This is a genomic window from Thioprofundum lithotrophicum, assembly GCF_055387065.1.
Genome location: NZ_AP042379.1, coordinates 2760622 through 2774601, shown reverse-complemented (window position 1 = coordinate 2774601; position 13980 = coordinate 2760622). Strand labels below are relative to the sequence as shown.

The following is a 13980-nucleotide window of genomic DNA, read 5'->3' as shown; positions in this document are numbered from 1 at the left end:
GCAAAGGCAGGTAAACGATGTTGAACAAAGAACTGGAAAGCGCGCTCAATCAGGCCTTCAAGCGGGCCCGGGAACTGCACCACGAATTCATGACCGTGGAGCACCTCCTGCTGGCCCTGCTCGACAACCCCTCGGCGGCCGAGATCCTCACCGCCTGCGGCGCCGATCTCAACGAGCTGCGGCGGGATCTCACCAACTTCCTCGACGAGACCACGCCCCTGCTGCCGCCGGACGACGAGCGGGAGACCCAGCCGACCCTGGGTTTCCAGCGAGTCCTGCAGCGGGCGGTGTTCCACGTGCAGTCCTCGGGCAAGCGCGAGGTGAGCGGCGCCAACGTGCTGGTGGCCATCTTCTCGGAACAGGAGTCCCAGGCGGTCTACTTCCTCAAGAAGCAGAACATCTCCCGCCTGGAGGTGGTCAACTACATCTCCCACGGCATCTCCAAGATCCAGGACGAGGAGAGCAGCGAGCAGCAGAACGAGGACGAGGAAGGCGGCGAGGGCCCGCAGCAGAACGCGCTGGAGCAGTTCACCACCAACCTCAACGAACTGGCCCGCCAGGGCAAGATCGATCCGCTCATCGGCCGCAAGGCCGAGATCGAGCGCACCGTCCAGGTGCTGTGCCGCCGGCGCAAGAACAACCCCCTGTTCGTGGGCGAGGCGGGCGTGGGCAAGACCGCCCTGGCCGAGGGCCTGGCCAAGCGCATCGTGGAGGGCGAGGTGCCCGAGGTGCTGGCCGACTCGGTCATCTATTCGCTGGACCTGGGCGCCCTGCTGGCCGGCACCAAGTACCGGGGCGATTTCGAGAAACGCCTCAAGGCGGTGCTCGCCCAGTTGCGCAAGGAGCCCCACGCGATCCTGTTCATCGACGAGATCCACACCATCATCGGGGCCGGCGCCGCCTCCGGCGGGGCCATGGACGCCTCCAACCTGGTCAAGCCGGTCCTGGCCTCCGGCGACCTGCGCTGCATCGGCTCCACCACCTACCAGGAATACCGCGGCATCTTCGAGAAGGATCGCGCCCTGGCCCGGCGCTTCCAGAAGATCGACGTGCCCGAGCCGAGCGTGGAGGAGTGCGTGCAGATCCTCGAAGGACTCAAGAGCCGCTTCGAGGAACACCACGCGGTGCGCTACACCCACCAGGCCCTGCGCACCGCCGCCGAGCTGGCCGATCGCTACATCAACGACCGGCACCTGCCCGACAAGGCCATCGACGTGATCGACGAGGCCGGCGCCAACCAGCGCATGCAGGTACCCTCCAAGCGCAAGAAGACCATCGGCGTGAAGGACATCGAGGCCATCGTGGCCAAGATCGCCCGCATCCCGCCCAAGACCGTCTCCAGCGACGACATGCAGGTGCTGAAGAACCTCGAGCGCGACATGAAGATGGTGATCTACGGGCAGGACGAGGCCATCGAATCCCTGGCCGCGGCCATCAAGCTGTCCCGCTCGGGGCTGGCCAACCAGGAAAAGCCCATCGGCTCCTTCCTGTTCGCCGGTCCCACCGGCGTGGGCAAGACCGAGGTCACCCGTCAGCTCGCGCGGATCATGGGCATCGAGCTGATCCGTTTCGACATGTCCGAGTACATGGAGCGGCACACCGTCTCGCGCCTGATCGGCGCGCCGCCCGGCTATGTGGGTTACGACCAGGGCGGCCTGCTCACCGAGGCCATCAACAAGCATCCCCATGCGGTGCTGCTGCTCGACGAGATCGAGAAGGCCCACCCGGACGTGTTCAACCTGCTGCTGCAGGTGATGGACCACGGCACCCTGACCGACAACAACGGCCGCAAGGCCGACTTCCGCAACGTGATCCTGGTGATGACCACCAACGCCGGCGCCGATCAGCTCAACCGCGCCTCCATCGGCTTCACCCGGCAGGATCACTCCTCGGACGCCATGGAAGTGATCAAGCGCAGCTTCACGCCCGAGTTCCGCAACCGGCTCGACGGCATCATCCAGTTCCGCCAGCTCGGCCCGGAAACCATCAGCCAGGTGGTCAACAAGTTCGTGTTCGAACTGGAAGGCCAGCTCGAGGAGAAGGGCGTGACCCTGGAGCTGGACGAGGAGGCCCGCACCTGGCTGGCCGTGCACGGCTACGATCCGGACATGGGCGCCCGGCCCATGGCCCGCCTGATCCAGGAGAAGATCAAGAAGCCCCTGGCCGAGGCCCTGCTGTTCGGCGAACTGGCCGGCGGCGGGCACCTGCGGATCACGGTGAAAGACGAGGAACTGGCCTTCGAGATGAAGGGCAAGAAGGCCGTGACGACCTGAACCGCAGAGAACCTGTAGGAGCGGCGCAAGCCGCGATACCCATCAAAAAAGCCCCGAAATTCGGGGCTTTTTTCTGCCTGGCTGCAGGAGCGGCGCAAGCCGCGACAGAAGGCGCCTAGCGCCCCCGAAACACGATCCGCCCCTTGCTCAGATCATAGGGCGTCAGCTGCACCGTGACCCGGTCGCCGGTGAGGATCCGGATGTAGTGCTTGCGCATCTTGCCCGAGATGTGGGCGGTGACCACGTGGCCGTTGTCCAGCTTCACGCGGAACATGGTGTTGGGCAGGGTCTCGATGACCGTGCCTTCCATTTCGATGTGTTCTTCTTTTGCCATCCTGTCGGGGTACTCGGTGAAAATCGCAGGCGCGAATGATGCCTGAAAACCCTGCCGAAGCCAAGCCGCGCGATCCACTCGGCTCGCCATGCGCGGCTCTGAGCCCCTCGATGGGTTCGCCGCCGATGCTTTTCAAGCCCGGGCGGCAAGACACCTCAAACCGCCAGCGCCCGGCCCCAGTCCACGGCGCTCCAGCTCACGTGGGGATGCACGAGATCCCCGTCGATGACGATCTCCATGCCCAGAAAACGCCGCAGGGCCCCGAGATCCGGGATCCGTTCCAGCTCCGCGCGCAGCAGAGCGAAATGGCCGGGATTGAGCCGCAGGAGATTGGGGGAATGGCCGTGTTCCCGCTCGTACTCGCGGGCCAGGCGATAGATGAAGCTCAGCATGATGGCATCCTCCGGGAAGCCATGCCGGCAAATGCCGGCCTCATCCGATCTAGCGGCGGGAAAGGACGGGGGCTTTAGCCAGGTGCAGAAGGCGCGATAGCCGAATCGTGAAACAACATGAAATATAAGCTGTAACCTGTTGAATATTTGTAGGAGCGGCGCAAGCCGCGAACATGCAGGGACGAGTGGCGAGGGCCGAGGGACGAGGAAAAACGCTTATGCCTGGTTTCGAAAACCTCGTCCCTCGCCACTCGTCCCTCGGCCCTGTTTTTTCGCGGCTTGCGCCGCTCCTACTCCTTGGGGGCTTCGTCTCGCCAGGCCCGGCCGTCGTAGAACTGAAGCGGTCGGAAGCGGCTCTTGTAGGCCATCTTGTCTGAGCGGGGGTTCCAGAAGCCGAGATAGACGTAATCCAGCCCTTCGGCATGGGCCTGTTCCACCTGTTGCAGGATGGCCAGGGTGCCGGGGCTGCGCTCTGCTGCGGCCGGATCGAAGAAGGTGTAGACGGCCGAGAGGCCGTCGGGCAGGCGATCGACGATGGCCACGGCCAGCAGCCTGTCGCCGAGGCGGGATTCGAACAGGCAGGTGTCGGACCAGCTTGCGCCAATCAGGCGGCGGTAGATGGCCGGATCGTCGTCGTCCATGCTGCCGCCGGGATGGCGGGCCTGCATGTAGGTGCGGTAGAGGCGGAAGTGTTCCGGCTCGAAGCCGGCGTTGCGGATGGTCAGTGTCACGTCGGCGTTGCGCTTGCGGCAGCGGCGCTGGTTGCGATCGGGCCGGAAGTCGGCCACGGGAATGCGCACCGGAATGCAGGCGCGGCAGCGCGCGCAGTGGGGCCGGTAGACGTGTTCGCCGCTGCGCCGAAAGCCGGCCCGGGAGAGTTCGCCATAGAGCGCCATGTCCAGGCGCAGGGTGGGGTCCACGAACAGGCTGGTGGCTTCCTCTTCCGGCAGGTAGCCGCATTCGTGGGGCAGGCTCACGAAGAAGCGCAGGCGGTTCAGGGTCTGGAAGAGGCGGTTTTCGTCGTTCATCGCGGCACGTCCGCGGCGCTCAGGCAGGAGGCGGTCTCCGGCAGCCGTCTTCGCCATTGTGTCACCGGGGAGGGGGCGCTGCAAAGCCGTGTCAGCAGATCGGTGAAGCGTGGGCGGGGGATTGGCTCGGCGCCCAGGCTGGCCAGGTGTTCGCTGTGCACCTGGCAGTCGATCAGGCCGAAGCCGGCGGCCTGCAGAAAGCGGGTGAAGCCGGCGAAGGCCACCTTGGAGGCATCGGTGACGCGGGTGAACATGGATTCGCCGAAGAACACCCGGCCGATGGCCACGCCATAGAGCCCGCCGGCCAGTTCGCCGTCCAGCCAGGCTTCGACCGAATGGGCGTGGCCGGTGCGGTGCAGGCGCAGGTAGGCCGCGCGCATCTCGGGGGTGATCCACGTGCCAGGCTGGTGCGGACGGGGCTCGGCGCAGGCGCGGATCACGGCCTCGAAGTCGTGATCCACCGTGAGCCGGAATCGGTTATGCCGCAGGGTCTTGCGCAGGCTCCGCGAGAGATGCAGTTTTTCCGGAAACAGCACCATGCGCGGATCGGGTGACCACCACAGGATCGGCTGATCGTCGCTGTACCAGGGGAAGATCCCCCGGCGGTAGGCCGCCAGCAGGCGCGTGACGGTGAGATCGCCGCCCACCGCCAGCAGCCCGTCCGGGTCGCGCAGGGCGAACTCCACCGCCGGGAAATCCTCCGGATCGGCGAAGTTCAGCCAGAAGGGGGCGCCGGTGCTCATCTCATTCCAGCAGGGCTTCCATCGCCTCGACCGGGACGGGGTGGACGAGGACCCCGTGCAGGGGCAAGATGGCGTTCAGCTTGTCCACGTACTGTCGCTCGGCCTTTTCCACCATCGCGATCACCTTTGCCCGCGGCGCGTATTTCTGCAGGCTGTAGAGCAGCACGTCCAGATTGCTGATGTTCACGCCGGCATAGTTGTTGCCCCAGCCGTAGAAGAACTCGGCCACCACCACCTCGGGCGGCGTGCGCTTGAGCTTCGCCATGGCCTGGCGCATGGATGTGAAACGCAGCGCCTCGTAGCCCAGACGAGCGTACAGATCCGAAAAATCCGGATGGGCCGGCGATTCGACGATGGAATAGAGAACGGGTTTCGTCATGGTCGGGGTTGTTTCAACGCAAGGGCGCGAAGGCGCAAAGACGATTTTGCTGGTCTGTTACTGTCATCGTTTGGACAGGCCGTATCGGCCATCGGGCGCAATATGGCTGATTATGCCTCAAACCCCGCCGATCCCGCCTTGCGACCTTTGCGTTGGGTTTCACCCTTTCCGGAACGGCGAATGGCTGGCCAGTTCGGTGATGTGGTCTTCCATCGCCGCCCGTTCATGGGCCAGGAACTGCCTGATCCGTTCCCGCCAGGTCGGATCGGCGATCCAGTGGGCCGACCAGGTGCGGGCGGGCAGGAAGCCGCGGGCGATCTTGTGCTCGCCCTGGGCGCCCGGCTCGAAGCGGGACAGGCCCTGCTCGAGGCAGTATTCCAGCCCCTGATAATAGCAGGCCTCGAAATGGAGCTGATCCAGATGGCGGGTGCAGCCCCAGTGGCGGCCATACAGGGTGCGCTCGCCGCGCAGGCAGAAGGCCCCGGCTACCGTCTCGCCCCGGTGGCGGGCCAGCACCAGCAGCACGTGGCGGGGGAGGGTGCGGCCGATCTCGCGGAAAAAGCCCTCGGAGAGGGTGGCATGGCCCCACTTGCGCTCGAAAGTGGCGGTATAGAAGCGCTGCCACAGGCGCCACTGCCCAGCGTCGATTTCGTCGCCGTGCAGACGCACCAGTTCGATGCTCTGATCCCGCACCCGGCGCCGTTCCTGGCGGATCTTCTTGCGCTTGCTGGCGCTGAGGGCGGTCAGGTAGCCGTCGAAGTCGCCGTAGCCCGCATCCTGCCAGTGGAACTGCACGCCCAGGCGCAGATGGTGCTCGGGATGCGCGTCCAGCAGCGCGGTGTCCCGCGCATCGGTGAACAGCCAGTGCAGGGAGGAGACGCCCAACTCTCGTGCGTAGTCCACGGCGGCGTCGATGAGTGCGCGGGCCACGGCTTCGGCCTGCGGCCCGTCGCCGGTCAGCAGCCGCCGGCCGCTGGCCGGGGTGTAGGGGATGGCGGCCACCAGCTTGGGGTAGTAGGCCTGCCCGGCCCGCTCCCAGGCCTCGGCCCAGGCCCAGTCGAACACCAGTTCACCGTAGGAATTGTCCTTGAGATAGAGCGGCACCGCGCCGACGAGACGCCCCTCCTCATGGGCGACCAGGTAGCGCGGATACCAGCCGAAGGTTTCACCCACCGCCCCGTGGCGTTCCAGTGCCAGCAGAAATTCGTGCCGGGCGAACGGATTGTCCGCCTCGACCAGCGCGTTCCATTCGTCGCTGGCAACCGATTTCAGGCTGTCGATGACGGTGAATTGCATGGCGGCAAAACGAAAAGGCGCACAGGTCGCTTTTTCTCTCAGCGACCTCTGCGCCTCCGCGTCCTCTGCGTTATTTGCAGTAATCCGTAGGGTGGGTCAAGCGCAGCGGACCCACCGAAGACGGGCGAGTTCGACCGACGTGCCGATCACTCGTTGTCCAGATACCGCTCCGCATCCAGCGCCGCCATGCAGCCGGAGCCGGCCGAGGTGATGGCCTGGCGGTAGATGTGGTCGGCCACGTCGCCGGCGGCGAAGATCCCTTCACGGCTGGTGGCGGTGGCATTGCCTTCGGTGCCGCTCTTCACCACGATGTAACCGTGATTGAGCTCGAGCTGGCCCTCGAAGATGTCGGTATTGGGCTTGTGGCCGATGGCGATGAACACGCCCATCACCGGGATCTCCTCGGTGCTGCCGTCCTTGACGTTCTTGATGCGCACGCCGGTCACGCCCGAATCGTCGCCGAGGATCTCGTCCACCACCGAGTCCCACTTGATGGTGACGTTGCCGTTCTTGCTCTTCTCGATGAGCTGATCGGCGAGGATCTTTTCCGAGCGGAACTTGTCGCGCCGGTGGATCACGGTCACGTGGGAGGCGATGTTGGACAGGTACAGGGCTTCCTCGACGGCCGTGTTGCCGCCGCCGACCACGGCCACCGGCTGGTTCCTGTAGAAGAAGCCGTCACAGGTGGCGCAGCCCGAGACGCCCTTGCCCTTGAACTTCTCCTCGGAGGGCAGGCCCAGGTACATGGCCGAGGCGCCGGTGGCGATGATCAGGGCGTCGCAGGTGTAGTTCTGGTTGTCACCGAACAGTGTGTAGGGCTTTGCGCTGAAGTCCACCTTGTGGATGGTATCGAAGACGATCTCGGTGTTGAAGCGCTCGGCATGCTTGCGCATGCGTTCCATCAGTTCGGGGCCGGTCAGGCCCTCTTCGCCACCGGGCCAGTTGTCCACTTCGGTGGTGGTCATGAGCTGGCCGCCCTGTTGCATGCCGGTCACCAGCACCGGTTCCAGATTGGCGCGGGCGGCATAGACGGCGGCGGTGTAGCCGGCCGGGCCCGAACCGAGGATCAGCAGACGGCAATGTTTGACTTCGCTCATGTGATAGACTCCAGTGCGTTGATTTCCAAGGACTGACAACCCCTGACAGGCTGTGGAAAAAGCCGTTCCCGGGCTTTTTCGACCCGGGAATGTTACGCAATGCAAGGGAGTGGAACAAGAACCATGAAAATCGGCATCCCCCGCGAAATCAAGATCCTCGAGGGCCGCGTGGCCCTGGTGCCCGAAGCGGCCGGCGAGCTGGTCCATCACGGCCACGAGGTGTTGCTGGAAAGCGGCGCCGGGGTCGACAGCGGCTATGCCGACGAGGCCTATGCCGCGCTCGGCGTGCGCATCGTGCCCGATGCCGACACGCTCTACGGCGAGGCGGCGCTGATCGTGAAGGTCAAGGAACCCCAGCCCGTGGAGTGGGAACGGCTGCGCGCCGAGCACATTCTGTTCTCCTTCCTGCACCTGGCCGCCGAGCCGGAGCTGACCGCCGCCCTGCAGCGCATCGGCCTGACGGCCGTGGCCTTCGAGACCGTGACCGAGCACGGCGAGCTGCCCCTGCTGGCGCCCATGAGCGACATCGCCGGGCGCATTGCCGTGCAGGAAGGCGCCACCCTGCTGCACATGCCCAACGGCGGCCGCGGCCTGCTGCTGGGCGGGGTGCCGGCCGCGCCGCGCGGACGGGTGGTGATTCTCGGGGCCGGCCATGCCGGCGGCAACGCCGCGGCCCTGGCCGCCGCCCTCGGCGCCAACGTGACGGTGTTCGATCGCAACCGTCACAAACAGGCGGCGATGCGTGCGCTGGGGCCCAACGTCACGGCCCTGCACGCCTTTCGCTCCGCCATCCACGAGGCCGTGCTGCAGGCCGATCTGCTGATCGGCGCGGTGCTCATTCCCGGCGCCCGCGCACCGCACCTGGTCGACGCCGAAACCGTGGCCCGGATGAAGCCGGGCAGCGTGATCATCGACATTTCGGTGGATCAGGGCGGCTGCATCGAGACCACCCGGCCCACCACTTGGGCCGAACCCACCTTCGTCCACGAAGGGGTCATCCACTACGGCGTGACCAACATGCCCGGCGCCGTGCCGCGCACCGCTTCCCAGGCGTTGTCGGCGGTACTGGTGCCCTATATCCTGCGCCTGACCAGCCCCGACTGGCGCCAGGATCCGGCCCTGGCCGCCGGTATCAACGTGGATGCCGGGAAGCTGGTCCTGCCGGCAATCAAGGGGCGAGGGACGAGGGGCGAGGGACGAGGAAAAGCGGAATAATCAATCCGGTCTTGCACATGACGGAAACCGGAAAACAGACGGATATTTCTTGCATTTCCTGTTGAAATTGAATAATTTACGAGCAATTTCTCACAAAGAAGTTTAGAACGTGGCCCAGGCACGCCCCAAGACCGTCGAACGCGAGCGCACGCCGCTCGCCGCCCACCTGCGCCGGGGCCTGCGGGAAGGGGCGCTGTTCATCTTCGGTTTCGGAGCGGTCTACTTCCTGCTCGCCCTCGGCACCTATTCCCCCGACGATCCCGGCTGGTCCAGTTCCGGCCTCGATGGCGGAAAGGTGGCCAATCTCGGCGGACCCGCCGGGGCCTGGTTCGCCGACGTGCTGCTGACCCTGTTCGGCTATCTGGCCTACCTGTTTCCCCTCATGGTGGCCTATACCGGCTGGTTGCTGTTCCAGGACCGGCGTTCCGAGGCGCCCTTCGACTGGCGGGCCTTCAGCCTGCGCAGTGCCGGCTTTCTGCTCACCCTGGCCGCCGGCTGCGGCCTGGCCAGCCTGCACGATGTCGGCGCGGCCCAGACCCTGCCGGTCGACGCCGGCGGGGTGCTGGGCCGCCTGGTGGGACAGGCGATGGAAGGGGCGTTCAGCTTCATCGGCGCCACGATTCTCCTGCTGGCCCTGTTTTTCAGCGGCTTCACCCTGTTCACCAATCTCTCCTGGCTACGCCTGATGGACGTGACCGGCGCCCTGACCCTTGGCGCGTTCGACTGGCTGCGTGCCCGTCTGCTGGCGCTGCGCGAGGCCTGGCAGGCCCGGCGGGCGAAGAAGGCCCGGGAAACCCGTTTCGAAACCAGGGTGAAACGGGAGACTGCGCGCAAGCCCCGCAAGGCACCCGTGATCAAGGCCCCGCCGGCGAAGCCGGTCCGCGAGAGCGAGCGGGTTCAGCGCGAGCGCCAGGTGCCCCTGTTCGAGACCGATGCCGATTCGGCCCTGCCGCCACTGGCGCTGCTCGACGACGCCAAACCCTCCAGCAAGCGCATGTCGCCGGAGGCCCTGGAAGCCATGTCACGGCTGGTGGAGAGCAAGCTGCGGGACTTCGGCATCGAGGTGGAAGTGGTGGAAGTGCACCCCGGCCCCGTGATCACCCGCTACGAGATGCAGCCGGCCCCCGGCGTGAAGGTGAGTCAGATCTCCAACCTGGCCAAGGATCTGGCCCGTTCCCTGTCGGCCATCTCGGTGCGGGTGGTGGAGGTCATCCCCGGCAAGACCACCGTGGGCCTCGAGATCCCCAACGAACAGCGCGAGATCGTGCGCCTGTCGGAAACCCTGCGCGCGCCCGAGTTCGCCGATGCCAAGTCTCCCCTGACCCTGGCCCTGGGCAAGGACATCAGCGGCCAGCCCATGGTGGCCGATCTGGCGAAGATGCCCCACCTGCTGGTGGCCGGCACCACCGGCGCCGGCAAGTCGGTGGCGCTCAACGCCATGATCCTCAGCCTGCTCTACAACGCCACGCCGCGGGACGTGCGCCTGATTCTCATCGACCCCAAGATGCTGGAACTGTCGGTCTACGACGGCATTCCGCATCTGCTCACGCCGGTGGTCACCGACATGAAGGAAGCCGCCAACGCCCTGCGCTGGTGCGTGCACGAGATGGATCAGCGTTACCGCCTGATGGCGGCCCTCAAGGTGCGCAACATCGCCGGCTTCAACCGCAAGGTGAAGGAGGCCGAGGCGGCCGGCCAGCCGATCCTCGATCCCCTGCACCCGGCCGACTCGGAACTGCCGGCCCAGCCGCTGCAGCCCTTGCCCTACATCGTGGTGGTGGTGGACGAACTGGCCGACATGATGATGCTGGTGGGCAAGAAGGTGGAAGAGCTGATCGCCCGGCTGGCCCAGAAGGCCCGGGCCTCCGGCATCCATCTCATTCTGGCGACCCAGCGGCCCTCGGTGGACGTGCTCACCGGCCTCATCAAGTCGAACATTCCCACCCGGATCGCCTTCCAGGTCTCCTCGCGCATCGACTCGCGGACCATTCTCGACCAGATGGGGGCCGAACAGCTGCTCGGCCACGGCGACATGCTCTACCTGCCGCCGGGCACCGCGGTGCCGATTCGGATCCACGGCGCCTTCGTGGACGATCACGAAGTGCACAAGGTGGTCGAGAACCTGCGCCAGCGGGGCAAGCCCCAGTATCTGGACGAGGTGCTCAACGGTCCGCCCGAGGAGTCTGGCGGGGGCGGTGCCGGCGGGGAGGGCGGCGACAGCGAGGCCGATCCGCTCTACGACGAGGCGGTGCGCATCGTCACCGAGACCCGCAAGGCCTCGGTGTCGGGCATCCAGCGCCGCCTCAAGATCGGCTACAACCGGGCTGCGCGCATGGTCGAGGCCATGGAGCTGGCCGGCATCGTCGGCCCGCTGGAGGCCAACGGCCAGCGTGAAGTGCTGGCGCCTCCGCCGCCCGATGAGTGACGGGGGACGAGAAAATGACGAACCCTGGCGCCTTTTGCACGTCCAACCGTAACAGTCGATCGAACACGACCCAATTCATGAAATTTCTCCCCTCCATCATCCTGTTGTTGATCCTGGCCACGCCCGTGGGGGCAGCCACCGGCAGTCTCAAGGCCCGTTTTCACGGGCTCGACAGCTTCACGGCCGAGTTCACCCAGATCCTGTTCGATGCCAACCAGGAGAAGCAGGAAGAGGTCAAGGGGATCCTGCGGGTACAGCGGCCGGATCGCTTCAATCTCGAATACACCGAGCCCTACTACCAGCTCTACGTGGCCGACGGGAAGCATCTCTACTTCTATGACAAGGATCTGGCCCAGGTCACCATCAAGCCGCAGAAGGATCTCATCGACAACAGCCCGGCCATGATTCTCAGCAACCCCGAGCGCCTCGACGCCCTCTACACGGTAACCCCCCAGGGCGAGGATGGCGGACTGTTCTGGTATGCACTGGTGCCGAAACAGGAAGGCAGCCACTTCGCCCGCATCGAACTGGGATTCGACCAGCACAACCTGCGGGTCATGGAGCTGCAGGACAGTTTTGGCCAGACCACCCGGCTCGAACTGCACGATTTCCGTCGCAATCCCGACCTCGATCCGGCCCTGTTTCGCTTCACGCCGCCCGCCGGCGTGGACGTGATCCGCGACGGCCCATGAACGGCAGCGGCGATCTGTTCGACACCGCCACGCCGGCGGAGGCCGGGGCGGATTCCGCCGGCCGTCCGCTGGCCGATCGCATGCGGCCGCAGACCCTGGACGAGATCGCCGGCCAGCGCCACCTGCTGGCGCCCGGCAAGCCACTGCGCACGGCCATCGAATCGGGACGCCTCCACTCCATGGTCTTCTGGGGGCCGCCGGGCACCGGCAAGACCACCCTGGCACGCATGATCGCCCGCTACTGCGAGGCCGAATTCATCAGCCTCTCGGCCGTCCTCTCGGGGGTGAAGGACATCCGCGCGGCGGTGGACCGGGCCCGCAACCTGCGCGAGGCCTCGGGCCGGGCCAGCATCCTGTTCGTGGACGAAGTGCACCGCTTCAACAAGTCGCAGCAGGATGCCTTTCTGCCCTTCGTCGAGGACGGCACCGTGACCTTCATCGGCGCCACCACCGAAAACCCGTCCTTCGAACTCAACAACGCCCTGCTGTCCCGGGCCCGGGTTTACGTGCTCAAGGCTCTGGACACCGCCGACATCCTGGTGATCCTCGACCGGGCCCTGAACGACAGCCGCCGCGGGCTCGGCGATCGGCGCATCGAGCTGGACCCGCAGGTGCGGGAGAAACTGGCCCAGGTGGCCGACGGTGACGCCCGCCGGGCGCTGAACCTGCTGGAGATCGCCGCCGATCTGGGCGAGGAGCATGAGGGCGTGACCCGCATCGCCCCCCAAACCCTCGAGGCAGTCCTGAGCACCGGCGTGCGCCGTTTCGACAAGCAGGGCGAGGCCTTCTACGATCAGATCTCCGCCCTGCACAAGTCGGTGCGGGGTTCCGCGCCCGATGCCGCCCTCTACTGGCTGGCGCGGATGCTCGACGGCGGCTGCGACCCCCTGTATATTGCGCGCCGCGTGGTGCGCATGGCCAGCGAGGACATCGGCAACGCCGATCCCCGCGCCCTGACCCTGGCGCTCGACGCCTGGGACGTGCAAGAGCGTCTCGGCAGCCCCGAAGGCGAACTGGCCATCGCCCAGGCCGTGGTCTACCTGGCCTGCGCGGCCAAGAGCAACGCCGTGTACAAGGCCTTCAACGCGGCGATGGCCGACGTGAAGCAGTCCGGCTCGGCCGAGGTGCCCCTGCACCTGCGCAACGCACCGACCAGACTGATGAAGGAACTGGGCTACGGCAAGCGCTACCGTTACGCCCACGACGAGCCCGAGGCCTATGCCGCCGGCGAGAGCTACTTCCCCGAGGAAGTGGGGGAGCGCCACTACTACCAGCCGGTGCCGCGCGGCCTGGAACAGAAAATCGCCGAAAAGCTGGCCCATCTGCGTGAGCTGGATGCGAAGGCCGGCAAGAAGAACTGACAGGCCGCCGGAAGACACCGTTTCCCGGCCGCCTGGACAAGCACACGAGGAATCGCCCCTTGAACCAACTGCTGGCCATCGCCTTCGGCGGCGCGTTCGGCGCCGTGGCCCGCTTCCTGGCCTCGACCGGCGTCTATCGCCTGGCCGGGCGCGATTTTCCCTATGGCACGCTGGCCGTCAACGTGCTGGGTTCCCTGCTGATGGGCCTGCTGTACATCCTGCTCATCGAACGGGCCGCCCTGGGCGCCGAATGGCGAGCCCTGCTGCTGGTGGGATTCCTCGGCGCCTTCACCACCTTTTCCACCTTTTCCATCGAGACGCTCAACCTGCTCGAGGCCGGGGAACCCTGGCGGGCCCTGACCAACGTGCTGGTCAGCGTCGTGTTCTGCCTGCTGGCCGCCTGGCTGGGGGTGTTGCTGGGGAGACAGCTATGAAGACCAACGACGTGACCATGGTGCGGATCTACCTCACCGAGGGCGAGACGCAGCTCAAGAGCCTGCTCAAGCGCCTGCAGAAGTGGGAGAGGCTGCGCGGCGTGACCGTGTTTCGCGGCATCGCGGGTTTCGGCGACTCGGGGACCATTCACGACGCGGGGCTGATCGATCTGGCCCTGGATTTGCCCCTGGTGCTGGAATTCTTCGATGATCCGGCCAAGATCCAGGCCATCCTCGATCACCTGCACGAAGACTTCAAGCCCGGCCACATCGTCACCTGGCCGGCCCGGGTCAACGTCTGAACAAGGAAC

Annotated in this window: 14 protein-coding genes; 7 read left to right on the top strand and 7 right to left on the bottom strand. The window is 66.0% G+C overall.

All coding sequences use genetic code 11. The annotated features are described in order from the left end of the window. Positions 1-17: 17 nt before the first annotated feature. Positions 18-2273, top strand: coding sequence for an ATP-dependent Clp protease ATP-binding subunit ClpA (clpA, locus tag ACZ5BH_RS13245; protein ID WP_464889735.1), 2256 nt, complete (start codon positions 18-20; stop codon positions 2271-2273). A 115-nt stretch (positions 2274-2388) separates the two neighbouring features. On the opposite strand, the gene infA is transcribed toward clpA, so the two are convergent. The 7 genes from infA to trxB all read right to left on the bottom strand — a co-directional run bounded on the left by infA (position 2389) and on the right by trxB (position 7542). Beyond that, complete coding sequence (gene infA, locus ACZ5BH_RS13240; protein WP_464889734.1) at positions 2389-2607, bottom strand: translation initiation factor IF-1; 219 nt, start codon at positions 2605-2607, stop codon at positions 2389-2391. 155 nt (positions 2608-2762) lie between these two features. Beyond that, a complete protein-coding gene (locus ACZ5BH_RS13235; RefSeq protein WP_464889733.1) occupies positions 2763-2999 on the bottom strand; it encodes a hypothetical protein in 237 nt (78 codons plus the stop codon). A gap of 290 nt (positions 3000-3289) precedes the next feature. Beyond that, a complete protein-coding gene (locus tag ACZ5BH_RS13230; protein WP_464889732.1) occupies positions 3290-4027 on the bottom strand; it encodes an arginyltransferase in 738 nt (245 codons plus the stop codon). Next, positions 4024-4770, bottom strand: coding sequence for a leucyl/phenylalanyl-tRNA--protein transferase (gene aat / locus ACZ5BH_RS13225; protein ID WP_464889731.1), 747 nt, complete (start codon positions 4768-4770; stop codon positions 4024-4026). Before aat ends, ACZ5BH_RS13230 begins: the two co-directional genes overlap by 4 nt. Before the next feature lies 1 nt (position 4771). Then, positions 4772-5149, bottom strand: a complete 378-nt coding sequence (locus ACZ5BH_RS13220) for a hypothetical protein (RefSeq protein ID WP_464889730.1) — start codon at positions 5147-5149, stop codon at positions 4772-4774. A 159-nt stretch (positions 5150-5308) separates the two neighbouring features. Continuing rightward, on the bottom strand, positions 5309-6445 hold the full coding sequence (locus tag ACZ5BH_RS13215) for a GNAT family N-acetyltransferase (RefSeq protein WP_464889729.1): 1137 nt from the start codon (positions 6443-6445) through the stop codon (positions 5309-5311). A gap of 146 nt (positions 6446-6591) precedes the next feature. After that, positions 6592-7542 (bottom strand): thioredoxin-disulfide reductase, encoded by a 951-nt coding sequence (gene trxB, locus ACZ5BH_RS13210; RefSeq protein ID WP_464889728.1) that lies wholly within the window; start codon positions 7540-7542, stop codon positions 6592-6594. A gap of 123 nt (positions 7543-7665) precedes the next feature. On the opposite strand from trxB, the gene ald reads away from it, so the two are divergent. From ald to ACZ5BH_RS13180, 6 genes are all read left to right on the top strand, one after another. Continuing rightward, the gene (ald, locus tag ACZ5BH_RS13205; protein ID WP_464889727.1) at positions 7666-8757 is read left to right on the top strand and encodes an alanine dehydrogenase; all 1092 of its coding nucleotides are present in this window, start codon (positions 7666-7668) and stop codon (positions 8755-8757) included. Positions 8758-8866: 109 nt separating this feature from the next. Next, entirely contained in the window at positions 8867-11182 is a 2316-nt protein-coding gene (locus ACZ5BH_RS13200) for a DNA translocase FtsK (protein ID WP_464889726.1), read from the top strand. Between the two features lie 77 nt (positions 11183-11259). Next, positions 11260-11874: an outer membrane lipoprotein periplasmic chaperone LolA gene (gene lolA, locus ACZ5BH_RS13195; protein ID WP_464889725.1), complete on the top strand. Its 615-nt coding sequence runs from the start codon at positions 11260-11262 to the stop codon at positions 11872-11874. Continuing rightward, positions 11871-13235, top strand: coding sequence for a replication-associated recombination protein A (locus ACZ5BH_RS13190; RefSeq protein WP_464889724.1), 1365 nt, complete (start codon positions 11871-11873; stop codon positions 13233-13235). The genes lolA and ACZ5BH_RS13190 overlap by 4 nt, the downstream gene beginning before the upstream one ends. Before the next feature lie 59 nt (positions 13236-13294). Next, positions 13295-13669 (top strand): fluoride efflux transporter CrcB, encoded by a 375-nt coding sequence (gene crcB / locus ACZ5BH_RS13185; protein WP_464889723.1) that lies wholly within the window; start codon positions 13295-13297, stop codon positions 13667-13669. Further along, positions 13666-13971 carry a DUF190 domain-containing protein gene (locus tag ACZ5BH_RS13180; protein WP_464889722.1) on the top strand — a complete coding sequence of 102 codons (306 nt, stop codon included), beginning with the start codon at positions 13666-13668 and terminating at the stop codon, positions 13969-13971. The genes crcB and ACZ5BH_RS13180 overlap by 4 nt, the downstream gene beginning before the upstream one ends. The last annotated feature ends 9 nt before the right edge of the window (positions 13972-13980 follow it).

Coding starts and splice junctions, on each gene's coding strand:
- ACZ5BH_RS13230 (WP_464889732.1), bottom strand. CDS start 4,027: ATGAACGACGAAAACCGCCTCTTCCAGACCCTGAACCGCCTGCGCTTC.
- aat (WP_464889731.1), bottom strand. CDS start 4,770: ATGAGCACCGGCGCCCCCTTCTGGCTGAACTTCGCCGATCCGGAGGAT.
- lolA (WP_464889725.1), top strand. CDS start 11,260: ATGAAATTTCTCCCCTCCATCATCCTGTTGTTGATCCTGGCCACGCCC.
- trxB (WP_464889728.1), bottom strand. CDS start 7,542: ATGAGCGAAGTCAAACATTGCCGTCTGCTGATCCTCGGTTCGGGCCCG.
- infA (WP_464889734.1), bottom strand. CDS start 2,607: ATGGCAAAAGAAGAACACATCGAAATGGAAGGCACGGTCATCGAGACC.
- ACZ5BH_RS13190 (WP_464889724.1), top strand. CDS start 11,871: ATGAACGGCAGCGGCGATCTGTTCGACACCGCCACGCCGGCGGAGGCC.
- ACZ5BH_RS13235 (WP_464889733.1), bottom strand. CDS start 2,999: ATGCTGAGCTTCATCTATCGCCTGGCCCGCGAGTACGAGCGGGAACAC.
- clpA (WP_464889735.1), top strand. CDS start 18: ATGTTGAACAAAGAACTGGAAAGCGCGCTCAATCAGGCCTTCAAGCGG.
- ACZ5BH_RS13220 (WP_464889730.1), bottom strand. CDS start 5,149: ATGACGAAACCCGTTCTCTATTCCATCGTCGAATCGCCGGCCCATCCG.
- ACZ5BH_RS13180 (WP_464889722.1), top strand. CDS start 13,666: ATGAAGACCAACGACGTGACCATGGTGCGGATCTACCTCACCGAGGGC.
- ald (WP_464889727.1), top strand. CDS start 7,666: ATGAAAATCGGCATCCCCCGCGAAATCAAGATCCTCGAGGGCCGCGTG.
- ACZ5BH_RS13215 (WP_464889729.1), bottom strand. CDS start 6,445: ATGCAATTCACCGTCATCGACAGCCTGAAATCGGTTGCCAGCGACGAA.